This window comes from Streptomyces sp. NBC_01363, assembly GCF_026340595.1.
Classification (GTDB): domain Bacteria; phylum Actinomycetota; class Actinomycetes; order Streptomycetales; family Streptomycetaceae; genus Streptomyces.
Genome location: NZ_JAPEPF010000001.1, coordinates 925668 through 947738, shown reverse-complemented (window position 1 = coordinate 947738; position 22071 = coordinate 925668). Strand labels below are relative to the sequence as shown.

General features: G+C 71.0%; 20 protein-coding genes. 9 read left to right on the top strand and 11 right to left on the bottom strand.

The features are described 5' to 3' along the window. The first annotated feature begins 59 nt into the window (after window positions 1–59). Window positions 60–1616 (top strand): FadD3 family acyl-CoA ligase, encoded by a 1557-nt coding sequence (locus OG611_RS04390; RefSeq protein ID WP_266415705.1) that lies wholly within the window; start codon window positions 60–62, stop codon window positions 1614–1616. Between the two features lie 61 nt (window positions 1617–1677). Here the strand turns inward: OG611_RS04390 and OG611_RS04385 are convergent, their stop codons facing one another. Next, on the bottom strand, window positions 1678–2283 hold the full coding sequence (locus tag OG611_RS04385; protein ID WP_266415703.1) for an ABATE domain-containing protein: 606 nt from the start codon (window positions 2281–2283) through the stop codon (window positions 1678–1680). A gap of 80 nt (window positions 2284–2363) precedes the next feature. Here OG611_RS04385 and OG611_RS04380 point away from each other — a divergent pair, with 80 nt between their 5' ends. After that, complete coding sequence (locus tag OG611_RS04380; protein ID WP_266415701.1) at window positions 2364–3146, top strand: MBL fold metallo-hydrolase; 783 nt, start codon at window positions 2364–2366, stop codon at window positions 3144–3146. Between the two features lie 270 nt (window positions 3147–3416). On the opposite strand, the gene OG611_RS04375 is transcribed toward OG611_RS04380, so the two are convergent. Next, window positions 3417–3629: a hypothetical protein gene (locus tag OG611_RS04375; protein ID WP_266415699.1), complete on the bottom strand. Its 213-nt coding sequence runs from the start codon at window positions 3627–3629 to the stop codon at window positions 3417–3419. A gap of 220 nt (window positions 3630–3849) precedes the next feature. Next, complete coding sequence (locus OG611_RS04370) at window positions 3850–6807, bottom strand: BTAD domain-containing putative transcriptional regulator (RefSeq protein WP_266415697.1); 2958 nt, start codon at window positions 6805–6807, stop codon at window positions 3850–3852. 275 nt (window positions 6808–7082) lie between these two features. On the opposite strand from OG611_RS04370, the gene OG611_RS04365 reads away from it, so the two are divergent. Beyond that, window positions 7083–8315, top strand: a complete 1233-nt coding sequence (locus OG611_RS04365) for an amidohydrolase family protein (protein ID WP_266415695.1) — start codon at window positions 7083–7085, stop codon at window positions 8313–8315. A gap of 89 nt (window positions 8316–8404) precedes the next feature. On the opposite strand, the gene OG611_RS04360 is transcribed toward OG611_RS04365, so the two are convergent. Further along, on the bottom strand, window positions 8405–9232 hold the full coding sequence (locus OG611_RS04360; RefSeq protein ID WP_266415693.1) for a MerR family transcriptional regulator: 828 nt from the start codon (window positions 9230–9232) through the stop codon (window positions 8405–8407). A 193-nt stretch (window positions 9233–9425) separates the two neighbouring features. Then, a complete protein-coding gene (locus OG611_RS04355; protein ID WP_003967102.1) occupies window positions 9426–9629 on the bottom strand; it encodes a cold-shock protein in 204 nt (67 codons plus the stop codon). A 417-nt stretch (window positions 9630–10046) separates the two neighbouring features. Here OG611_RS04355 and OG611_RS04350 point away from each other — a divergent pair, with 417 nt between their 5' ends. From OG611_RS04350 to OG611_RS04335, 4 genes are all read left to right on the top strand, one after another. After that, complete coding sequence (locus tag OG611_RS04350; RefSeq protein WP_266415691.1) at window positions 10047–10925, top strand: menaquinone biosynthetic enzyme MqnA/MqnD family protein; 879 nt, start codon at window positions 10047–10049, stop codon at window positions 10923–10925. A 356-nt stretch (window positions 10926–11281) separates the two neighbouring features. Beyond that, entirely contained in the window at window positions 11282–13132 is a 1851-nt protein-coding gene (locus tag OG611_RS04345; RefSeq protein WP_266415688.1) for a serine/threonine-protein kinase, read from the top strand. A 72-nt stretch (window positions 13133–13204) separates the two neighbouring features. After that, entirely contained in the window at window positions 13205–14404 is a 1200-nt protein-coding gene (gene mqnC, locus OG611_RS04340; protein WP_266415686.1) for a cyclic dehypoxanthinyl futalosine synthase, read from the top strand. A gap of 7 nt (window positions 14405–14411) precedes the next feature. Next, window positions 14412–15038: a hypothetical protein gene (locus OG611_RS04335; RefSeq protein ID WP_266415684.1), complete on the top strand. Its 627-nt coding sequence runs from the start codon at window positions 14412–14414 to the stop codon at window positions 15036–15038. Between the two features lie 23 nt (window positions 15039–15061). On the opposite strand, the gene OG611_RS04330 is transcribed toward OG611_RS04335, so the two are convergent. Beyond that, complete coding sequence (locus tag OG611_RS04330) at window positions 15062–15796, bottom strand: DUF3152 domain-containing protein (protein WP_266415682.1); 735 nt, start codon at window positions 15794–15796, stop codon at window positions 15062–15064. A 139-nt stretch (window positions 15797–15935) separates the two neighbouring features. Here OG611_RS04330 and OG611_RS04325 point away from each other — a divergent pair, with 139 nt between their 5' ends. Beyond that, window positions 15936–16628, top strand: a complete 693-nt coding sequence (locus OG611_RS04325) for a demethylmenaquinone methyltransferase (RefSeq protein WP_266415680.1) — start codon at window positions 15936–15938, stop codon at window positions 16626–16628. 82 nt (window positions 16629–16710) lie between these two features. Here the strand turns inward: OG611_RS04325 and OG611_RS04320 are convergent, their stop codons facing one another. Beyond that, a complete protein-coding gene (locus OG611_RS04320) occupies window positions 16711–17235 on the bottom strand; it encodes a GNAT family N-acetyltransferase (RefSeq protein ID WP_266415678.1) in 525 nt (174 codons plus the stop codon). A gap of 97 nt (window positions 17236–17332) precedes the next feature. Between OG611_RS04320 and OG611_RS04315 the strand changes: the two genes are divergently transcribed. Then, window positions 17333–18619, top strand: coding sequence for a geranylgeranyl reductase family protein (locus OG611_RS04315; RefSeq protein ID WP_266415676.1), 1287 nt, complete (start codon window positions 17333–17335; stop codon window positions 18617–18619). Here the strand turns inward: OG611_RS04315 and OG611_RS04310 are convergent. From OG611_RS04310 to OG611_RS04295, 4 genes are all read right to left on the bottom strand, one after another. Then, on the bottom strand, window positions 18585–19811 hold the full coding sequence (locus OG611_RS04310; protein WP_266415674.1) for an abortive phage infection protein: 1227 nt from the start codon (window positions 19809–19811) through the stop codon (window positions 18585–18587). The genes OG611_RS04315 and OG611_RS04310 overlap by 35 nt on opposite strands. A 165-nt stretch (window positions 19812–19976) precedes the next feature. Then, a complete protein-coding gene (locus OG611_RS04305; RefSeq protein WP_266415672.1) occupies window positions 19977–21194 on the bottom strand; it encodes an MraY family glycosyltransferase in 1218 nt (405 codons plus the stop codon). Window positions 21195–21272: 78 nt separating this feature from the next. Then, window positions 21273–21707: a hypothetical protein gene (locus OG611_RS04300; RefSeq protein ID WP_266415670.1), complete on the bottom strand. Its 435-nt coding sequence runs from the start codon at window positions 21705–21707 to the stop codon at window positions 21273–21275. Between the two features lie 153 nt (window positions 21708–21860). After that, entirely contained in the window at window positions 21861–22061 is a 201-nt protein-coding gene (locus OG611_RS04295; protein WP_266415668.1) for a DUF397 domain-containing protein, read from the bottom strand. Window positions 22062–22071: the final 10 nt, after the last annotated feature.

Here is a 22071-nt window from a genome sequence, read left to right as displayed (position 1 = left end):
GCGGCTGAGGCTACAGCTAATCTGACGGATAGTCAGCTACTGCGTCAGGAGGGCGAACGATGCGCGGCGACGAGGAGTGGGGCAGCATCCCGAAGCTGGTACGGGCGGCGGCGCGGCGGTACGGGGACCGGGAGGCGGTCGTCGACGGCCGCACCCGGATCTCGTACGCCGAACTCGGCGACCGCGTGGAGCGGGCCGCCGCCGCGTGCATGGCCTCGGGCGTCGAACCGGGGGACCGGGTCGCGGTCTGGGCCCCGAACACCCTGGACTGGATCGTCTCCGCACTGGGAGCGGTGACGGCCGGTGCGGTCCTCGTCCCCCTCAACACCCGCTTCAAGGGCACCGAGGCGGCGTACATCCTGCAACGCAGCCGGGCGAAACTCCTCTTCGTCACGGGCACCTTCCTCGGCACGTCGTACGTGGCGTCGCTGCGCCGGGCGGAGGTCGAACTCCCCTGCCTGGAAAAGGTGGTGGTGCTGGCGGACGCCGCCCCCGACGACTACGTCACCTGGAAGGACTTCCTGGCGTCGGGGGAGGAGGTGTCCGGCGCGGCGGTACGCTCCCGCGCCGACGCCATCGCCCCCGCGTCCCCCTCCGACATCATCTACACCTCGGGCACCACGGGCCGGCCCAAGGGCGCCGTCATCACCCACGCCCAGACCCTGCGCTGCTACGCGATCTGGAGCGAACTGGCGGATCTGCGCGAGGGCGACCGCTATCTGATCGTGAACCCGTTCTTCCACACCTTCGGCTACAAGGCGGGCATCATCGCCTGCCTGATGCGGGGCGCGACGATGGTCCCGCAACCGGTCTTCAATGTGGACACGGTCCTGGCCAACATCGCCGCCGAACGCATCTCGGTGCTGCCCGGCCCGCCCACCCTCCACCAGTCCCTCCTCGACCACCCGGCGCGCTCCGCCCACGACCTCTCCGCCCTCCGCCTGGTGGTGACGGGCGCGGCGGTGGTCCCGCTGAAACTGGTGGAGCGCCTGCGCGCGGAGCTCGGCATCGCCACGGTCCTCACCGCGTACGGCCTCTCCGAGGCGAGCGGCATCGTCACGATGTGCCGCCGGGGCGACCCGGCCGGGACGATCGCCTCGACGTCCGGCCGGGCGATCCCGGACACCGAGATCCGCGTCCTGGCCGCCCCCGGCATGCCCGGCGAGGTCCAGGTCCGCGGCTTCCACGTGATGCGGGGCTATTTCGAGGACCCGGAGACCACGGCCGCCGCGATCACCCCGGACGGCTGGCTGCACACCGGCGACGTGGGCGTCCTCGACGAGGCGGGCAACCTGCGGATCACCGACCGGATCAAGGACATGTTCATCGTCGGCGGCTTCAACGCGTACCCGGCCGAGATAGAACAGCTCCTGGGCCTGCACCCGGACGTGGCCGATGTCGCGGTGATCGGCGTCCCCGACCCCCGCCTCGGCGAGGTGGGCAAGGCGTACGCGGTGCGCAGGCCGGGCGCGACGGTGACGGCCGACGACCTGATCGCCTGGTCCAGGCGCGAGATGGCGAACTACAAGGTCCCCAGGGCGGTGGAGTTCGTGACCGAGCTGCCGCGCAACGCCGGCGGCAAGGTGGTGAAGGGTGAGCTGCGGGGGCGGGGGTAGCAGGGGAGGGCTCAGGGCGACGGCCGGACCCGGCGAGGACGAGAACCCCGCGGAGCGCTGGTCAGTCCGTCGTGGGCCGGGTGCGCCGGGCGTAGGCGCGGGCTGCTCGGGCGCGGTCGCCGCAGCGGATGGAACACCAGTGGCGGCGACCGTGCCGCAGGAGGTAGCGGTTGCAGGGGGCGGAGCCGCAGGCGGTGAGCCGTTCGGCGTCGGGGCCGGTCAGCAGGTCGGCGGCGTCGGCGGCGAGGACCGCGAGGGCGTGCTCGACGATCTGGGTGACGGGGTGGGCCGTCTCGCGGTACAGGCCACGGGTGGGATCCCAGTGGAGCAGGGAGGCGGCGGGGGCCCGGGTGAGCGCGTTGTTGACGGCGGTCAGCGCCCCGGCGGGGGCGGGCAGCCCGGCGGCGTGGGCCGCGAGCAGGGCGCGCACCTGCTCGCGCAGGGAGCGCAGCAGGGTGGTGCACATCTCCATCATTCCGGTGTCCGCCGGGGCGAGACCCCGGTCGACGAGCCACTGTTCGGCGGCGCGCGGGGTGCCGAGGAGATCGATGCAGTGCCCGCCGGGCAGGGCGATGGTGCTGTTGGCGAGGTCGAGGGCGGGGTGCTGCTCGGCGCCCGGTGCGGGCGGCAGTGGTTCGGCGGTCACGGTCTCCTTCATGGTTCTCATGGTACGGCTTGCCTGTATGCGTGAGAAGTGCTTACAGTGACTCACGGATAAGCCACCCTCTATCCGTGAGGACTTTTTTCGTGTCTGCCACCAGCCCCACCAGCGAGCAGTTCCCCGTCCGCGTCTTCGGCGGCCCGACCGCCCTCTTCGAGTACGGCGGCCTGCGGTTCCTGACCGACCCGACCTTCGACGCCCCCGGCGACTACCAGGCACCCGACGGCCCGCTCCTGGCCAAGACCGCGCCCTCCTCCGGCAGCCCCGCCGACCTCGGCAGCGTCGACGTGGTCCTGCTCTCCCACGACGAGCACGCCGACAACCTCGACAACTCCGGCCGAGCCCTGCTGGCCGACATCCCGCTCACCCTCACCACTCCCGGTGGCGGGCAGCGCCTGGGAGACCGCGCCAAAGGGCTGGCCGACTGGGAGTCCATCGAGCTGGACCGCCCCGGCGGCGGCACCGTCACCGTGACGGGCGTACCCGCCCTCCATGGGCCCGGGACGCGCGAGGAGGTCGAGACGATCCTCGGCCAGGTCGTCGGCTTCGTGCTGACCGGAAAGGGTCTGCCCACCGTCTACGTCAGCGGCGACAACGCCTCCCTCGACCTGGTCGAGCAGATCGCCGAGCGCTTCGCCCCCGTGGAGACCGCGATTCTCTTCGCCGGTGCTCCCCGCTTCCCCGTGATCTTCGACGGCGAACCGATCGTCCTGGACAGCGCACAGGCGGCCGAGGCCGCCAAGATCCTCGGTGCCCGCCGAGTGGTCCCCGTCCACTACGACAGCTGGGCCCACTTCACCGAGGGGCGTGACGAACTGGTAGCCGCTTTCACCGCCGCCGGTCTGGCCGACCGCCTCCAGATGGACTGAGCGGACCGACCGGTCTCCCGGCAACAGGCGACCCGAGACGCGGCGACGGAGGCGGAACGGGCGGCGGCGGAGGCCGAGCGCCGCGAGGCCGAGCGGTGGTCCGACGCTGCGGGGTGCTGGTCCGGGGGCCGTAGCGGTGAACGCGGAGAGGGGCACGAGCCGGTGGCTCGTGCCCCTCTGCCGGTGGTGGCTGTACGTCCCCCCGGACGTACAGCGGCCGCGACGGCTCCCCCTCCGCGCCGCCGCGGCCGCCTCCCCGTCGAGTGACGTTCAGGCCTTCTCGGAACCCGCGTGGTTCTCCTGCGTCTTGAGGAGGTCCTTCGGCGTGCTGCCGGCGTGGTTCTCCAGGGTCGTGATGTCCTCGGTCACGCTGCCTGCGTGGTTCTCCAGCGGCTTGACGGCGCTGTCACCGCTGCTCGGGCTGCCGGCGTGGTTCTCCTGAGTGGTGGCGCCACCGGTCTTCGGCTTCAGTGCGTCGCTCATGCCTGTCAACTCCCAGAGATCTTGCTTGCTCGGTCGGCGATGCCCGTCCGGCGACTCCCCCGTGGGCCGTCGGACGGGCATGTCAGGGCCGTTCACCCTAGCGGTGTGGTCCCCCGTGCAACCCGCCTGCCCCCCGACGCGACGGATCGATGGGCTTAAGAATGACGAGTGGCGATAAACGTTCGATGAACGCCGACGGCTCTCTGCCGGTTTTGGTGCCTCAGGCGGCACTGACCGGGTTGAGGAGTGCCCGGACCTTGTCCGCCTCCGCGGCTCCGAACTGCTCGTGGATGGCCAGTGCTTCGGTCCAGCATGCATGTGCCCGGTCGATCTGACCGAGGCGTTCGAGGGCGTGTCCCAGAGTGATCAGAACGTTGCCCCGCATCCATTCGCCTCCGATGACGCGCAGAGCCAGTGCCTGCTCCGCGTGCTGAGCCGCCTGCGCGGGGCGTTCGTCGGCCAGGTGTGCCTCCGCCATGCGGAAGTGGGTCGAGCCTTCCCAGAGCCGTTGACGGTTGCCCTGGAACACGCGCAGTGCCTCGTCGAGCTCCTTCAGGGCCTCGGTCGGCCTTCCGGCCTGAGTGAGCGCGATGCCCAGCGCGAAGCGACCGTTGGCCGTGCGGAGACTGAGTCCCACCCCGTCGAAGATGGCTGTGCCCTGCTGGGCGAGCTCGACCGCGCTGGCCGTGCGGTTCATGTTCACGTGGATGCGCGAGAGATTGCACAGTGCGGATGCCTCGCCGACCAGGTTCCCGTCCGCGCGGTAGTTGTCTATGGCCGCCTGCAGGAACTTCTCGCCCTCTTCGTGCCTCCCCTGGTAGAACGCGATGATGCCGCGATCGTTGGGTGCCCAGCACGCGGGGATCGGGTCCTTGGTGCTCTCGGCCAGATCCATTGCGTGTCGTGCCTCCTCGTCGGCCAGCGTGAAGCGGCCGGAGACGAGGTAGACGGTGGACAGCGAGGCACGGGCCCGCGCCTCGGAGTGAGGGTCGGCGGCAGCCCTCGCCGCGTCGCGCAGGGCCGCACCGGTGGTTTCGTACTGGCGGGAGTTCGCACCCGACTCGGCGAGGTCCTTTGCCGCGCAGAGCAGGTCGACGGCGCGCTGCAGCATTCCGCTCGACGCACTCTGATGGGCGCAGGCAAGCAGCGAATCGGCCTCGCTGTACAGCCAGTCCACGGCCTCCGGCCCGTCGGTGAATTCGAGCCCCGGGTGCTCGGTGGCCACCAGGTGGTCGACGGCACGGTCCCCCGGCCGCTCCAGCGCGTACACCCCCGCCGCCGTGGCCAGATAGAAGTCCAGCAGCCGCGACAGCGCCGACTCCCGCTCCTCCGGGGACTCCTCGTCCCGTTCGGCGCAGGAACGCGCGTAGAGGCGCACGAGGTCGTGATAGCGGTAGCGGCCGGGGGCGGCCGATTCCAGGAGGCTGGTGTCGACCAGGGCCTCCAGGAGGTCCTCCGTCGCGTGGGCCTCCAGGTTGAGCAGGGCCGCCGCCGCGGCGAGGGAGATGTCGGGGCCGTCGGCCAGGCCGAGGAGGCGGAAGGCGCGGGCCTGGGCGGGTTCCAGCTGGCCGTAGCCGAGTTCGAAGGTGGCCTTCACCGCGAGGTCGCCGGCCTGGAGTTCGTCCAGCCGGCGGCGTTCGTCGGCGAGCTTGGCGGCCAGGACGGAGACCGTCCAGGTGCGGCGGGCGGCCAGGCGGGAGGCGGCGATGCGGATGGCCAGGGGGAGGAAGCCGCAGGCGGCGACCACGTCCAGGGCGGCCTCGCGCTCGGAGTTGATGCGTTCCTCGCCCGCGATGCGGGTGAAGAGCTGGAGCGCCTCCTCGGGGGACATCACGTCCAGGTCGACCAGATGGGAACCGGCCAGGTCGACCATCCGGACGCGGCTGGTGATCAGCGCCGCGCAGCCCGCGGTGCCGGGCAGGAGCGGGCGGACCTGCGCCGCGTCGTGGGCGTTGTCGAGGAGGACCAGGATGCGGCGGCCGTCGAGCGTGGAGCGGTACAGGGCGGCGCGTTCGTCCAGGGAGTCGGGGATCGCCGAGTCCGCGGTGCCCAGGGCGCGCAGGAACGCGCCGAGGACCGTCTCCGGTTCGGCGGCCCGTGCGCCCGCGCCCTGGAGGTCCACGTACAGCTGGCCGTCCGGGAAGTGCTGGCGTGCCTGGTGGGCGACGTGCACGGCGAGGGTGGTCTTGCCGACGCCGCCGATGCCGGCCAGCGCCGAGACGGCCATCACCGAACCCTCGGCGGTCGCCAGCCGGTCGCCCAGTTCGCGTACGAAGGAGGCGCGGCCGGTGAAGTCCGGGACGGTGGCCGGGAGCTGGGCGGGGCGCACCGGCGCGGGGGCCGGGGCCGGTTCGTCCGCGGGGTGGGCGAGTTCCTCGTCGGCCCGCAGGATGCGCTGCTGGAGCTGGGCGAGCTCGGGGCGCGGGTCGACGCCCAGTTCGTCGGCGAGCAGCCGGCGGGTGTCGGCGTAGACGGCCAGCGCCTCGGCCTGGCGGCCGCTGCGGTACAGGGCGACCATCAGGAGTTCGCGCAGCCGTTCCCGCAGGGGGTGCGCGGCCGTGAGCGCGGTCAGTTCGGAGACCGCCTCCGCGTGGCAGCCGACCTCCAGGTCCAGGTCCAGGCGGGACTCGGTGAGCTGGAGCCGCAATTCCTCCAGGCGGGTGCGCTGGTTCTCGGCGTACGGTCCGGGCACGGAGGCCAGGGCCTCGCCGTCCCACAGCCCGAGTGCCTTGTCGAGCAGGGTCCGGGCCTGGTAGCGGTCGCCGGACGCGCGGGCCTTCTCCGCGTCGGCCGCCAGTTCCTGGGCCACCGTCACGTCCAGGGCGTCGTGGCCGGCCCGGATCGCGTATCCACCGGCGTCGCTGACCAGTGTCTGCGGGTCGAGGACCTTGCGGAGCCGGGAGGCGTACGTACGTATGGTGGCGAGCGCCTGCGAGGGCGGTTCGTCGCCCCAGATGGCGTCGATGAGTTCGGCGGCGGTGGCCGTGCGGCCGCCGCGCAGGAGCAGCGCCGCCAGCAGGGCCCGCTGCTGCGGCGAGCCGGAGGACAGCGCTTCGCCGTCCCGCCATGCCCGTACCGGACCGAGCACGGAAAAGCGCAGATCGACGCCGCCCGCCGACCGCTGTCGCGGAGCGCGCTGCTCCGGAACACGCACGTGCGGTCCGTTGTCACGGTCCATTGCTGCCCCCTGCCCTGCTCGCCCCGCCGGTGCTGCCCATCGTGCCGATGCCGCCTGTTGATGCCGTCCGCCTGGATTGCCCGCCCATGTGTCGGTACGGGGCGGGTGGATCCGGATTGCTCGGTACCGCTGGTATCGCGCTCAACAGTCTGCCTTGTCTTGGGTGGGCACGTCAGCAGTGGGTGACTCTCTGCACAAGCCCTCGACAACGATTACGGAACGGGGTCCGGTCCAGATAGCTGACGGTTCGTCAGATCGACGCTACCGTGGAGAACATGGAGACCTTCCCGAAGATCATCTCGGTGGACGACCACACGGTGGAGCCCGCTCATGTCTGGCGGGACCGGCTCCCGTCCAAGTACCTCGACCGCGGCCCGCGGATCGTCCGCGCACCGCTCAAGGAAATGACCTTCATGGGCGGAAAGTTCGCGCCCGTGATGGGCGCGAAGGGTGACGACGGGCCGATCGGCGACTGGTGGGTGTACGAGGACCTGCACCGCCCGCTCACCCGGCTCGACACCGCGGTCGGCTACGACCGGGACGAGATCAGGCTGGAGATCATCACGTACGAGCAGATGCGTCCGGGTTCGTTCTCGGTCCCCGACCGGCTCGCCGACATGGACGTCAACCACGTCCAGTCCGCCCTCTGCTTCCCCACCTTCCCGCGCTTCTGCGGACAGACCTTCACCGAAGCGAAGGACCGCGAACTGGGGCTGCTCGGGGTGCGCGCGTACAACGACTGGATGGTCGAGGAGTGGTGCGGGCCCGAGGCGCGGGGCCGGCTCATACCGCTCACCCTGATCCCGCTCTGGGACGCACGGCTGGCCGCGGACGAGGTCCGGCGGAACGCGGCGCGCGGCGTGCGCGCGGTGGCGTTCTCCGAGATACCCCCGCACCTCGGGCTGCCGTCGATTCACACGGACGAGTGGGATCCGTTCCTGCGGGCCTGCGACGAGACCGGGACGGTGATCGCGATGCACATCGGCTCGTCCTCGAAGATGCCGTCCACCTCGGCCGACGCCCCGCCCGCCGTCGGGTCCACCATCACCTTCGCCAACTGCTGCTTCTCGATGGTCGACTGGCTGATGAGCGGCAAGTTCGAACGGTTCCCGAACCTCCGGATCATGTACGCGGAGGGCCAGATCGGCTGGATCCCGTACATCCTCGAACGCGCCGACGTGGTCTGGGAGGAGAACCGGGCCTGGGGCGGCGTCGCCGACAAGGTCCACCGCCCGCCGTCGGAGCTGTTCGCCGAGCACGTCTACGGCTGCTTCTTCGACGACGCCTTCGGGCTGAAGAACCTGGACTCGATCGGCGTCGGGAACGTCCTGTACGAGACGGACTACCCGCACTCCGACTCCACCTGGCCCGAGTCGCGCGAGGTCGGCGAGGCGCAGATGGGACATCTGGACGCCGATGTGGTGGACCGGATCGTGCGCCGCAACGCCATCGATCTGCTGGGGCTGACGGACGACGGGCTGTGGGCGGGGCCCGGAGGAGGACGGTAGGGAGAAAAGAAACGGCAGGGAGAAAAGAACGTGACACTCCAGGCGTCGAGTGTCACGTTCTTTTCCCGCCCATGTGTCTCCGGGGCGGGTCAGACCTTGGTGACCGGCTCCTGGAGCTCCGTCACCCACTTGTCCCGGTCCTCGGGGCACTCCAGGCTGATCTCACGGGTGTATCCCGCCGACCGGTAGCCGTTGGCGTCGATCCAGCGGGCCAGGGTCTGGGCGGTCGGCAGCACGCCGTCCATCGAACCCCGGTGGACGATGGTCGCGGCCTCGAACGGGGGCAGCTCGACCACCGTGATCCCGGTGTCGCCCAGCGGGCCCACCGGGGCGGACACCGTGACCCCCGCGTGGACGACGACCGCGCCGCCGCCCTCCGGGGCGTCCTCGTAGTACGCGATCCCGGGGCCGCTCGGACTGACGCCCGCCTCGCCCAGCAACGGGAACAGCCGGTCGTACAGCGGCCCGATCACCGGAGTGATGTCCTCCGGCTCGTAGCCGGCCGCGGTGCCGGCCAGCTCGGCGACCCGTACAGCGGCAACGTTCTTGACGACGACATCGTCCACGGACATGCGTCCCTCGCTCTCGATCGACCGGAGCCTCGCCTCGACCTGCGCCAGCCGTGCGGCCGCCGCCCTCATGGCCTCCTCCAGCTCCGCCCGGCGCAGCCGCAGCATCCCGCGCAGCTCCTCCGGCCCCACCTGCTCGTCGAGGATGGCCTGCACCTGCTGGAGCGTGAAGCCGAGATCCTTGAGGGCGATGACGCGGTTGAGACGGGCGAGCTGGGCGGCACCGTAGAAGCGGTAGCCGGTGGCGGGGTCGGTGCGGTCGGGGTGCAGCAGCCCGATGGCGTCGTAGTGACGCAGCATCCGGGCCGACACCCGTCCGTACCGGGCGAAGTCTCCGATGGTGAACATGATGTCTCCCAGCGCACCGCTTCACACGGTGTCAAGGTCAAGCGTCGCGGCCCTGCGGCCGGGCATCGGAAGAAAAGGCGGGCGTCGGAGGACGAGAAGGAACGGAAAAGGCAGGAGCCCCGTTCCCCGCCGAGGCGGAGGAGCGGGGCTCCTTGGGTACTACTAGCCGGCCGCGATCGGCCGACCCGGGCAACTAGGCCGGGGTGACGTTCTCAGCCTGCGGACCCTTGGGTCCCTGAGTGACGTCGAAGTTCACGACCTGGTTCTCCTCGAGAGAGCGGAACCCGGACGCGTTGATCGCGGAGTAGTGGACGAAGACATCCGGGCCGCCGCCGTCCTGGGCGATGAAGCCGAAGCCCTTTTCAGCGTTGAACCACTTGACGGTTCCGGTAGCCATAAGCCCTCCTTGGGCCAAAGGGTTGCCCTGCTCCAGAACCTGCAAAGAAGTCTGAAAACTACAAAAGCCTGCGGGTTACATGCTCCGCAGGCTCTGTACTGCAAGGGAAACCAAACTGCAACTTGCGTCGAGCCTAGCACGCAGCGTGTATCGAACGGTAGAGGGAAAGATCACTTCACTCGGATGTTTGATTGCCGTGCCGATGAACTGACGAAGTGGCCGTACCGGAGGGTGTCGTTGCGGCGACTTCGAGGGGTACGGAGGACGCCTTCGGGGTGCCCCGGAAGCGGTTCCGGGGGACCCCGGGACGAGATCCGCGTATCCGCACGGCGGGATGCGCACTCCCGGGGAGTGAGACCGGGTGCGCCCCGAGCCCCCGGTGCCGTCCGGATCGCGCCACGGGTCTAGCCTCGCGATGTGGACAATTCAAGCGTCTCAACCGTCGCAGGCGACGACCGTCGCATCCGGCCGCGCGTCGGCCACATCCAGTTCCTGAACTGCCTCCCCCTGTACTGGGGACTGGCACGCACCGGAACCCTGCTCGACCTGGAGCTCTCGAAGGACACCCCGGAGAAGCTCAGCGAGCAGCTGATCGGAGGCGATCTGGACATCGGCCCCGTCACGCTGGTGGAGTACCTGCGCAACGCCGACGACCTGGTCGCCTTTCCCGACATCGCGGTGGGCTGCGACGGGCCCGTCATGTCGTGCGTGATCGTGTCGCAGGTGCCGCTGGACCAGCTGGACCGGGCCCGGGTGGCCCTCGGCTCGACCTCGCGCACCTCCGTCCGCCTGGCCCAGCTGCTGCTCGCCGAGCGCTACGGGGTCAGCCCGGACTACTACACCTGCCCGCCGGACCTCGGCCTGATGATGCAGGAGGCGGACGCCGCCGTGCTGATCGGCGACGCCGCGCTGCGCGCCAACCTGCACGACGCGCCCCGGCTCGGCCTCCAGGTCCACGACCTGGGCCGGATGTGGAAGGAGTGGACCGGGCTGCCGTTCGTCTTCGCGGTCTGGGCGGCCCGCAAGGACTATCTGGCGAGCCGGCCCGACCAGGTGAACAAGGTGCACGAGGCGTTCCTGGCCTCGCGGGACCTCTCCCTGGAGGAAGTCACCAAGGTCGCGGAACAGGCGGCGCGCTGGGAGGCCTTCGACTCGGAGGTGCTGGAGCGGTACTTCACGACCCTGGACTTCCGCTTCGGCCCGGACCAGCTGGCGGGCGTGCAGGAGTTCGCGCGCCGGGTCGGTCCGACGACCGGCTTCCCGGCGGACGTGAAGGTCGAGCTGCTCGGCGGCTGACCGGAAGGCGGGGCGGGGGCCCGGGATATGCGGGGTATAGGTGAATCCTGTACTTCTCCGGGTCGCTTATCCCTCCCCGCCCTTCTCTCCTTGCTTCTCCCGGCCCTTCTGCCGGTCCGGCCTCGATTCGGGTTAATTCGCGTCGAATAGCCGATTCCCGGATGGTGCTCGCAGTGCATCCCGGGCCGGAACCCGGAATCGCTCGGGTGAACGACGCATTCACGCCTTTTGTTGTGTCGGAAGCTGTTGTTCGTTCCCTTAGGGGCGAAATAGGCGGATGGTTTCCTCTGTGACCCGATGACCTTCGCCCCCTAGGCTTCGGTCGGAGGTCAGGCCGGTCCACAGGGGGAGTCCATATGCAGCCGCTGGAAGCCGGCGAACCGCTGACCATCGGTGCCTACCGATTGCTCGGCAGGCTCGGTGCGGGCGGCATGGGTCGGGTCTATCTGGGGCGCAGCGCCGGCGGGCGCACCGTCGCGGTCAAGGTCGTGCACCCGCATTTCGCCCTCGACGAGCAGTTCCGCGCGCGCTTCCGGCGCGAGGTGGACGCGGCACGGCGGATCGGTGCGCAGTGGACGGCCCCCGTTCTGGACGCCGACCCGGACGCGCCCATTCCATGGGTCGCCACCGGTTACGTGGCCGGCCCGCCGCTCTCCGCCGCGGTCGCCGAGCACGGGCCGCTGCCCGAGAACGCGGTACGGACGCTGGGCGCCGGACTCGGCGAGGCGCTGGCCGCGGTGCACGAACAGGGCGTCATCCACCGTGATGTGAAGCCGTCCAACGTACTGCTGGCCCTGGACGGCCCCCGGCTGATCGACTTCGGGATCGCACACGCGATCGGCGCCACCGCCTCGCTCACCTCCACCGGGGTCTCGGTCGGCTCGCCCGGCTACATGGCCCCGGAGCAGATCCGGGGCACCGACATCTCGGGCGCGGCCGATGTCTTCTCGCTCGGCGCGGTGCTCGCGTACGCGGCGACCGGTACCGCTCCTTTTCTCGGCGACTCCTCGGCCGTACTCCTCTACAAGGTGGTGCACGAGGAGCCGGAGCTGGGGGAGTTGGAGGGTGATCTGCGGGAGGTCGTCGCCGGGTGCCTGGAGAAGGAGCCCGAGGACCGGCCCACACCCATGGAACTGGCCCGGCGGCTGGCGCCGGGCGGGGCCGCCGCGCTGGTGGCGGCCGGCTGGCTGCCCGGACCACTGGTGCGCGAGGTCAGCCAGGCGGCGGTCGCGCTGCTGGACCTGGAGCCGCAGGACGCGCCGGTGCAGTCGGGGCCGGTGCCGTTCAGCAGCGCGGCCTGGGATGCGGGCGGCGCCGGCGGTGCCTACGGCCTGGACGGCGCCGATGGGGCGACCGGGGTCGGGGTCGTGGGCGGCGGGTTCGGGTCGCCGGCCGAGCCCTTCCCCACGCACGACCCGACCCGGCTGTCCCATCCGGGCGTACTGCCCTCGTGGCCCGTGACCGCGGGCGCGGCCGAGCCGGCCAGGACATCGGGGGCGTCCGGGCCGTCGCCGCGGACCGGTGCGTCCGGGCTGCCCGGACAACGCGCGACCGACCCCCATTTCTCCGTCACCGTCAGCGCGGACTCCGGCCCGGCCCGGCCGGACGCGGACCGGGGCCGGAGGCTGAGCTGCACCGTCGCCCTCGCGGTGGCGGGCGCGCTCGCCGCCGTGACCGTGGGCAGCGCGTTCGTCTTCGACCTGATGCCGGGCGGCGGCGGCCGGAGCAACGCCGAGCACGGCAACGTCGGCAGCACCCCGCCCGCCGCCACCCCGACCGGCCGGCCGTCGCAGCCCGCGGACTCGGGCACCGGCAGCCCGGAGCAGATCACCGAACTGCCGAAGGAGTTCATCGGCACCTGGAAGGGCCCGGTCACCGAGAAGACCACCGGGCAGCCGCACGGCACGCTCACCGCCGTCTTCACCACGGGGAAGACGGGCACGGACGTGGTCCGGATGAACACCGAGATCACCAGCCTCGGAGTCACCGTCAGCTGCAACAGCGTCGCCAGCCTCACCTCCGGCACCGCCGAGCAACTGACGCTCCACGAACGCACCGACCCGGACCGGCCCAGCACCCCGGCCCTGTGCACCTCCACCACCACCGACGTCCACTTCACCCGGGCCGCCGACGGCACCCTGCGTTTCCGGTCCGAGGAGCGGGGCGCTGGGCTGCCGTACGGCACGCTGAGCCGGTCCGGCGGCTGAGCCCGAGAGGGGCTGGCGTACGCTGAACCGGTCCGTAGATCCGTTGAAAAACCGCCGAAAGGTGACAGCCCGGTGACCGAGAAGGCCGACCTCCAGCCCATCCTCGACCGAGCCGCCGAGGGCGGTCGGATCTCTCCGGAGGAGGCGCTCGACCTCTACCGTTCGGCGCCGCTGCACGCGCTGGGTGCCGCCGCCGACGCCGTACGCCGCCGCCGTTACGCCGGTACGGAGCACATCGCGACGTACATCATCGAGCGCAACATCAACTACACGAACGTGTGTGTCACGGCCTGCAAGTTCTGCGCCTTCTACGCCGCGCCGAAGGACACCGCCAAGGGCTGGTCCCGCGACCTCGACGACATCCTGCGCCGCTGCGCGGAGACCGTCGAACTCGGCGGTACGCAGATCATGTTCCAGGGCGGGCACCACCCGGACTACGGCGTCGAGTACTACGAGGAGCACTTCTCCGCGATCAAGAAGGCGTTCCCGCAGCTGGTCATCCACTCGCTGGGCGCCTCCGAGGTCGAGCACATGGCCCGGATCTCCAAGGTCTCCGTCGAGGAGGCCGTCCAGCGCATCCACGCCGCCGGCCTCGACTCCTTCGCGGGAGCCGGCGCCGAGCTGCTGCCGGCCCGGCCGCGTACCGCGATCGCCCCGCTCAAGGAGTCCGGCGAGCGCTGGCTGGAGATCATGGAGATCGCCCACCGCCTCGGTGTCGAGTCCACCTCCACCATGCTGATGGGCACCGGCGAGACCAACGCCGAGCGCATCGAGCACCTGCGGATGATCCGCGACGTGCAGGACCGGACGGGTGGCTTCCGCGCGTTCATCCCGTACACGTACCAGCCCGAGAACAACAAGCTGAAGGGGCAGACGCAGGCCACGCTCTTCGAGTACCTGCGGATGATCGCCATCGCCCGGATCTTCCTCGACAACGTCGCCCACATCCAGGGCTCCTGGCTGACCACCGGCAAGGAGGTCGGCCAGCTGTCGCTGCACTACGGCGCCGACGACCTCGGCTCGATCATGCTGGAGGAGAACGTCGTCTCCTCGGCCGGTGCCAAGCACCGCTCCAACCGGCTGGAGATCATCGACCTGATCCGCAAGGCGGACCGGGTGCCGGCCCAGCGCGCCACCACGTACGAGCACCTCGTCGTGCACGACGACCCGGCGAACGACCCGGTCGACGAGCGCGTGGTCTCGCACATCTCGTCCACCGCGATCGAGGGCGGCACGGCACACCCGGAGCTGAAGCTCCTCAACGCCAACTGAGGCAGCCTTGCTGACCGTTCATGCCGCCGACGCGGTGCACGGTGCCCCGGAGGGGGCGGACGCCGTGGCCGTGGACGGCGGTGTGGTCGTCGCCATCGGCGCGTACGGGGAACTGACCGCCGCCCGTCCGGGGGCCCGGACCCGGCGCTGGTCCGGGCTGATCACCCCGGGGCTGCTGAACGCGGCGGCCCCCGCCCTGCTGGAGGCCGCCTACCACCCGGACCCGCGCGAGGCCGACGAGCTCGGCACCGACCCGCTGACCGGCGACGCGCTCACCGCACTCTCCATGGACGACGCCCGCTGGGGCGCGAGTGCCCGGCGCGGCCTGCAACGGATGCTGCGGCACGGCACGACCGCCGTCCGGGGCCCCTTCGCCCGCCCCGCCGTGCGCACCGCGGTCGCCCGCTCGGGACTGCGCGTCCACGCCCCCGGCCCGGTGCCGGAACACGTGTCGCTCGACCCGCTGGCGTCCGTACCGGAGCCGCCCGAGGCGTTCGCGACCGCCCTGGCCGTCGGCGGGCCCGCGGATCTGGCGGTGTTCGACGTACCGGACCCGGCGGCGCTGCGCACCGAGGGCGCCGGGAGCTGCGTGGCGACGGTGCTCGGCGGACGGCTGGTCTTCCGCCGCAGCTGACGCGTCCGCACGGCGGGGCCGGTTCATGGCACCGCGGGGCCGCCCAGGTAGTGGCCCTCGGCGTCGTACGGCCAGGCGTTGGAGACGCACCCCTTCAGCCCGTAGATCTGCTGCATCATCGCGGGCGCGGGGCGGCCCTTGCCCGGACAGGTCTCGTGACCGTGGCCCAGCCAGTGGCCGACCTCGTGGTTGATGATCAGGGCCCGGTACTCGGCGAGCGGGCCGTGGAATTCGGGTGATCCCTGCTGCCAGCGCTTGAGGTTGACCATCACGTCGGTGCCGACCCGGCAGTTGACCTCGCCGTGGGTGTCGAGGCCGCCCTTCCCGCAGAGGGCGTCGGTGGTCGCGGGGGTGGCGATACGGATGACGAGTCCCGCCGGTCCTTCGGAGACCCGGCGGAAGGTGTGCTCGCCGTGGTGCGACCAGCCCCGTGGCGCGGCCAGGATCCGGGCGATCTCGGCGGCGGCCCGGTCCGGATCGACGCCCGAGCCGTCCTCCACCTCGACGCGGTACGCCCTGGCCCTGCCCTTGCCCTTGCCGGGGTCCGGGGCGCCCGCGCGGGCGACGGTGAACGTGCCGGTGGCCGGCGAACTCCCTGACGCGGACGGCGTGGACGCCTTGCCCTCGGTGCCGGTGCTCCACCGGGGCCCCAGCGCGGCGACGGCACAGATCAGCGCCGCCGGGACGACGACGGCGGCGAACAGGCGTCTGCGGCGGCCCTCCGGCCCCGGCCGGAGGCGTGCGCCTCGTGCGGACATCTGGGCTCCCCCCCTGGATCCCGGCGGCTCTTGTGCCCCCTCTGTACTGACTGTCGGTGGAAGCGATTGGTTCAGTCCACCCGGATAACGACTTGCGACCGGCGCGGAGTGCCGCGGACCGGGCTGCTTGAATGGACGGGTGACCCGAGCCTCCCTGGACAAGCAGCCGCACGAAGTCGCCACGATGTTCGACGACGTGGCGGCGAACTACGACCTCACCAACGACGTGCTGTCACTCGGCCAGGCCCGGCTGTGGCGCAAGGAGGTCGCGAAGGCGGTGCACGCCCGGCCCGCGGAGAAGATCCTCGACCTGGCCGCGGGCACGGCGACGTCCTCGCTGCCGTTCGCCGCGACCGGCGCGTACGTCGTGCCGTGCGACTTCTCCCTAGGCATGCTCCAGGAGGGCAAGAAGCGCAACTCCTGGCTGCCCTTCACCGCGGGCGACGCCACCAGGCTGCCGTTCCGCGACGAGACCTTCGACGCGGTGACCATCTCCTTCGGGCTGCGCAACGTCCAGGACACGGACTCGGCGCTGCGCGAGCTGTACCGGGTGACCAAGCCGGGCGGCCGGGTGGTGATCTGCGAGTTCTCGCAGCCGACCTGGGCGCCGTTCCGCACGGTCTACACCGAGTACCTGATGCGGGCGCTGCCGCCGGTCGCGCGCGCGGTGTCGTCCAACCCCGACGCGTACGTCTATCTCGCCGAATCCATCCGCGCCTGGCCCGACCAGGCGGGACTCGCGGCCGCGCTCCAGCGGGCCGGCTGGTCGAAGGTCGCCTGGCGCAACCTCACCGGCGGTGTGGTGGCGCTGCACCGGGGCGTACGCCCCTGAGGCAACGGTTCGGCGACTTCCGCCGACGGACCGGGCGGCCCTGTCCACCCGGTCCCTCGACGACACCGGCTGACGCCCGCGCTCACGGCGTCAGGGTCATCCGGAAGCAGACCACCTCCTGGCCCGGCCGCGGCGTCGTGAAGCTCTCGGCCCGCTCCATCCCCAGCCGCCGGGCCACGGCGATCGACCGCTCGTTCCCCGCGTCGATCGTCGCCACCACCCGTTCCACCCCGGCCGCGCGCAGCCGCTCCAGCGTGAGGCGCGCGGCGGCGGTGGCGTAACCCCGGCCCCAGGCCGGCCGGGACAGCCGCCAGCCGATCTCGATCTCGCCCACCGGCCCGTACTCGGTCCGCGGCCAGGGCTGGGCGCCCGTGAAGCCGGCCACCTCGCCGTCCTCGCCCAGCACCGTCCACAGGCAGTAGCCGAGTTCGGCGTCGAATCTGCGTTGCCGGGCGGTCCACTCCTCGTACATCGAGAGCTCCTCCGACGCACCGCCGAAGAACTCCATCACCTCGGGATCGTCGAAGGCACGGTGCCAGGACAGCGCGTCCTCGTCGGTGGGGACGCGCAGCTGTACGGAGGGAGCGCCGGGAAGCACGGTCGACATCTGGGAGCCCTTCGGAAAGTTGATCAGCGAACCCCCATAGACTGCACGGGACAGGTGCCGCGCGGCACGCGATTTCGAGCCTTCGGGAGATCCGACCGTGACCGAGCAGCCCCTCTCCGAGCACAGCGCGGATGTGATCGTCGTCGGGGCAGGCCCGGCCGGCTCCACCACCGCGTACTACCTCGCCAAGGCCGGACTGGACGTCCTGCTCCTGGAGAAGACGGCCTTCCCCCGCGAGAAGGTCTGCGGCGACGGCCTCACCCCGCGTGCCACCAAGCAGCTCGTCTCCATGGGCATCGACATCTCCGAAGAGGCCGGCTGGCTGCGCAACAAGGGCCTGCGCATCATCGGTGGCGGCGTCCGCCTCCAGCTGGACTGGCCCGATCTCGCCTCGTACCCGGACTACGGGCTGGTCCGCAAGCGCGACGACTTCGACGAGCAACTGGCCCGCCAGGCGCAGAAGGCGGGCGCGCGGCTGCACGAGCGCTGCAACGTCGGCGCCCCGATCGTCGACGACCGCACCGGCCGCATCACCGGCGTCAACGCGAAGCTCGGCGAGGAGAAGACCCCGGTCACCTTCCACGCCCCGCTCGTCGTCGCCGCCGACGGCAACTCCACCCGGCTGTCGCTCGCCATGGGCCTGCACCGCCGCGAGGACCGCCCGATGGGCGTGGCCGTGCGTACGTACTTCACCTCGCCCCGCCACGACGACGACTACCTGGAGTCCTGGCTGGAACTGTGGGACCGGCGCGGCCCCCAGGACCGGCTGCTGCCCGGCTACGGCTGGATCTTCGGCATGGGCGACGGCACGTCCAACGTCGGCCTCGGCATCCTCAACTCCTCCTCCGCGTTCAAGGAGCTGGACTGGCGCGAGGTCCTGAAGGCGTGGTGCGCGTCGATGCCGGAGGACTGGGGCTACACCCCGGAGAACATGACGATGCCGATCCGCGGCGCCGCCCTCCCGATGGCCTTCAACCGCCAGCCGCACTACACCAAGGGCCTGCTGCTTGTCGGTGACGCGGGCGGCATGGTCAACCCGTTCAACGGCGAAGGCATCGCGTACGCCATGGAGTCGGGCCAGATCGCCGCGGACGTCATCGTCCAGGCCCACGCCCGCGCGACCCCGGCCCAGCGCGAACTGGCGCTGAACAACTACCCGAAGGTGCTCAAGGAGACCTACGGCGGCTACTACACGATGGGCCGCGCCTTCGTGAAGTTGATCGGCAACCCGAAGGTCATGAAGATCGCCACCCAGCGCGGCCTGACGCACCCCCTGCTGATGAAGTTCACCCTGAAGATGCTCGCCAACCTCACCGACCCCACGGGCGGCGACGCGATGGACCGCATCATCAACGGGCTGTCCAAGGTGGCCCCGAAGGCCTGAGCCGTTGGGGGTGGCGCTCCGGACGGCGCCCGTCAGCGGCGCCCGCTCGTCCGTAGCAACGCGCCAGTGCGTGGAAGGCCTGCTTCGGTTCCCAGTGCCAGTCGGACTCCGGGGCGTCGAACCGGTCCTTGATCGGCTTCACCACGGCGTAGCTCGCCATGTCCAGGTCGTAGCGGGGGACGGGGGAGTGCGGGGCGTCGGGGGTCAGGAACTCGAAGGCCATTGCGGCGTACAGGCCCATCTCCTCGAAGACGCCCAGGAGTTCGGTGAGATAGGCGGCTTGGGTGCGTTCGCTGCGTACCAGGTCGCCTTTGATCTCGGGCGGTTGCTTGGTGTAGTCGACGGTGTCCCAGCCCATGCCGCCCTGCTCGGGTGCCCCCGCGTACGTGCAGGTGCCGAACTCCGTGATCGCCAGCGGCTTGCCCCAGCGCAGGTATCGGCGCAGTTCGCGGATGTAGTCCGTGCGGTCGGGGAAGTACGAGTAGTAGTCGATGCCCACGATGTCGAAGAGGCTCCAGTCGACCTCGTCGTCCTGCGCGGCCGCGTACGACAGCTTGCCGCCGAAGACCGACCGTCCGACCGCGGCGGCCCGTGCCGTGAACGCGGACAGGCGGCGCATCATCCGCTCCGGGTCGTAGGTGCCGGCCATCAGGTTGTGGATCCGTTCCTGTGCGTCGTCGCCGGGCACGATGCCCGGCACGAACAGCCAGAACTCGCAGCCCACGCTCAGGTCGGCCCGCGCGCCCTGGCGGCGCAGCCGCTCCAGGTGCCGGCCGGTCTCCGCGAGGTGGTCGAGGATCTCCGACGCGGGGCGGTCACCCAGGGTCGGCTGGAGCCAGATGTGCAGACCCAGCTCGGCGGCCTCGGACGCGGTGGCGTTGAGACGGTCGACGCCGTCGCCCGTCACCTCGATCGAGGTGGCGTGCAGGTCGTTCCTGATGGCCCGGAGGTCCTCGCGCATGCGAGTGGCGCTCCACGCGGTGCCGGGGGTCTCGCCCGCGCCGATCGTGTAGCAGACCCCTCGATGGGTCAGGCCCTTGCCGCTCCTGTGCCCGCCTCGGCGGTCGGTCGCGGCGGCCGAGGCCGACGGGCCGGTCAGGAACGATCCGGCCGCCGCCGCGGCCCCGATCGCCCCCGCCCCGGCCAGGAACCTCGCCCGGCTGATTCCTCCACTGCGCTCGTCGCGATGCACTCTGACTCCCCGGTCGGTCGGCGGTTCGCGTGTCGCCGCCAGTCTGCCGAGCGGGTGCGGGACCGGGCGTCCCCCGAAAGTCTGCGGGTGCGCGACCAAGGGATGAACCAGGCGCAGGGAGCGGCTACTTGGGTCGCGGCGCCCGGCGCGAGCGGAGCACCACGGTCACCGGGCCGGCACCCGGCGTTCCTCGTCGGCCCCGGCGCGCTTTCCGCCGGTGGCGACCACGCGGCCCCGGGGTCTGCGCGGCAGCAGGCGGCGGGTGAGGCCGGACTCGTAACGGGGCTGGAGCAGCAGGATCAGGCCCACCGCGCAGACGAACGCGACCCCGAAGAGCATCCAGGACTTGGCGCCCCGCGCCGAGTAGGCCACGATCCCGAACGAGAACAGCGCCGACCAGAAGTACATGAGCAGCACGGCCCGGCGGTGCGAGTGGCCGAGCTGGAGCAGGCGGTGGTGGAGGTGGCCCTTGTCGGCGGCGAAGGGGGACATTCCGTTCCACGTACGCCTTATGACGGCGAGCACGAGGTCCGCGACGGGCAGCGCGATGACGGACAGCGGCAGCATCAGCGGAATGTAGACCGGCACCATCGCGGCCGACCCGGACCTGCCGTCCACCGACTGGCTGAGAAGGCTCGGGTCGACCTCGCCCGTCACCGAGACCGCGCACCCGGCGATGAGCAGGCCGAGCAGCATCGAGCCCGAGTCACCCATGAAGATCCGGGCCGGATGCGAGTTGTGGACCAGGAAGCCGAGGCACATGCCCGCCAGGATCGCGGAGATCAGCGTGGTGGACGCGGCGGCCTCGATCCCGTAGCCGTACCAGAGCCGGTACGCGTACAGGAAGAACGCCGTCGCCGCGATGCCCACCGTGCCGGCGGCCAGCCCGTCGAGCCCGTCGACGAAGTTGACCGCGTTGATGGAGACGACGATCAGCCCCACGGTCAGCAGCGTGCCCTGCCAGTCGGAGAGGTAGATCCCGTCGGTGCCCGGCACCGGGAGCCAGAGAATCGTCAGTCCCTGGAACGCCATTACCCCGGCCGCGAGCACCTGGCCGCCGAGTTTGACCAGTGAGTCGACGCCCCATTTGTCGTCCAGGACACCCAGGATCCAGATGAGCGTGGCGCCGGACAGCAGTGCCCGCGGCGTCGAGCTCTGGGTGAAGATGCCTTCCAGGTGCGGCAGGTGAGAGGCGACCAGCAGTCCGGCCACCAGCCCGCCGAACATGGCCACGCCACCGAGGCGCGGAGTGGGTTCGCGATGGACGTCCCGCGCCCGGATCTCGGGCATCGCGCCGACCGAGATCGCGAACTTCCGTACGGGGCCGGTCAGGAGATGGGTCACGGCCGCCGTGATGAACAGCATGAGCAAGTAATCCCGCATGGGCGGCCTCACATTCCGGCCCAGCGGGCCGATACCTGAGCCCGATCGATGCCCTCGCTGCGCCCCGGCGAGCCTAACTCATACGGATTTCTGTGCGGCGGGGCGTGGGGCGGGACGGTGGTGGGTGCGGGTGTCGAGCGATACGTACGTCAGCGGGCGGACGTGCCATTCGATGTGCCGGCCACCGCGCAGCATGAGCGTGAACCCGCAGGGCTCGCCGCGGTGGAGCGCCCCCAGGGCCTGCACCCAGCCGCCCTGCTCCGACCAGTGGTGGGCGCGGATCAGTTCGCGCGGCGTGAGGCCGAAGAGATGGTTCGCCCGGAGCTGGACGCGGATGGCGCGGACGGCCTCTCGGGGCGTGGCCAGGATGCGCAGGTCGATCGGCTCGGGGACGAAGCCGGTGGCGGGGCCGTAGCGGAGGGCCTCGAACCGGTAGCCGGGCTCGACGGCTGGTTGTAAGGGGGTGAGGGACGTACGCGTCGTCGACCGTCCGATCGCAGCGGTGCGCGCCAAATGGCGCGGGGGCAGGGGGGTGTGGCGCCGCGCGGTGTGCGGGTGCGGCTGGCTCCTGCCACGTGGCGACGCAGGGTGACGGTAGCGTCACGGGAATGTGTGGCGCAACTATGTCCCGGGGCATTGTTGCGTCAAAAAGCAGGAGAGCAGACGCTACTGGGCGAAGTGGTCGAACTCGCCCGCCTTGACACCCTGAATGAAGGCAGCGAACTTGCTGCGGCTCGTCCTGGTCACCACGCGCGGGTCGTCGCTCTCGCGCACCAGGATCTCCTCGGCCTGCCGCGAGACCTCGACACACTGTTCTCCGCCGCCGCCGGAGAACGACGACTTCTGCCACTCGATGTCTGCGCTCATGCTGCGGATT

Coding starts and splice junctions, on each gene's coding strand:
- OG611_RS04390 (WP_266415705.1), top strand. CDS start 60: ATGCGCGGCGACGAGGAGTGGGGCAGCATCCCGAAGCTGGTACGGGCG.
- OG611_RS04385 (WP_266415703.1), bottom strand. CDS start 2,283: ATGAGAACCATGAAGGAGACCGTGACCGCCGAACCACTGCCGCCCGCA.
- OG611_RS04375 (WP_266415699.1), bottom strand. CDS start 3,629: ATGAGCGACGCACTGAAGCCGAAGACCGGTGGCGCCACCACTCAGGAG.
- OG611_RS04370 (WP_266415697.1), bottom strand. CDS start 6,807: ATGGACCGTGACAACGGACCGCACGTGCGTGTTCCGGAGCAGCGCGCT.
- OG611_RS04365 (WP_266415695.1), top strand. CDS start 7,083: ATGGAGACCTTCCCGAAGATCATCTCGGTGGACGACCACACGGTGGAG.
- OG611_RS04360 (WP_266415693.1), bottom strand. CDS start 9,232: ATGTTCACCATCGGAGACTTCGCCCGGTACGGACGGGTGTCGGCCCGG.
- OG611_RS04355 (WP_003967102.1), bottom strand. CDS start 9,629: ATGGCTACCGGAACCGTCAAGTGGTTCAACGCTGAAAAGGGCTTCGGC.
- OG611_RS04345 (WP_266415688.1), top strand. CDS start 11,282: ATGCAGCCGCTGGAAGCCGGCGAACCGCTGACCATCGGTGCCTACCGA.
- OG611_RS04330 (WP_266415682.1), bottom strand. CDS start 15,796: ATGTCCGCACGAGGCGCACGCCTCCGGCCGGGGCCGGAGGGCCGCCGC.
- OG611_RS04320 (WP_266415678.1), bottom strand. CDS start 17,235: ATGTCGACCGTGCTTCCCGGCGCTCCCTCCGTACAGCTGCGCGTCCCC.
- OG611_RS04305 (WP_266415672.1), bottom strand. CDS start 21,194: ATGCGGGATTACTTGCTCATGCTGTTCATCACGGCGGCCGTGACCCAT.
- OG611_RS04295 (WP_266415668.1), bottom strand. CDS start 22,061: ATGAGCGCAGACATCGAGTGGCAGAAGTCGTCGTTCTCCGGCGGCGGC.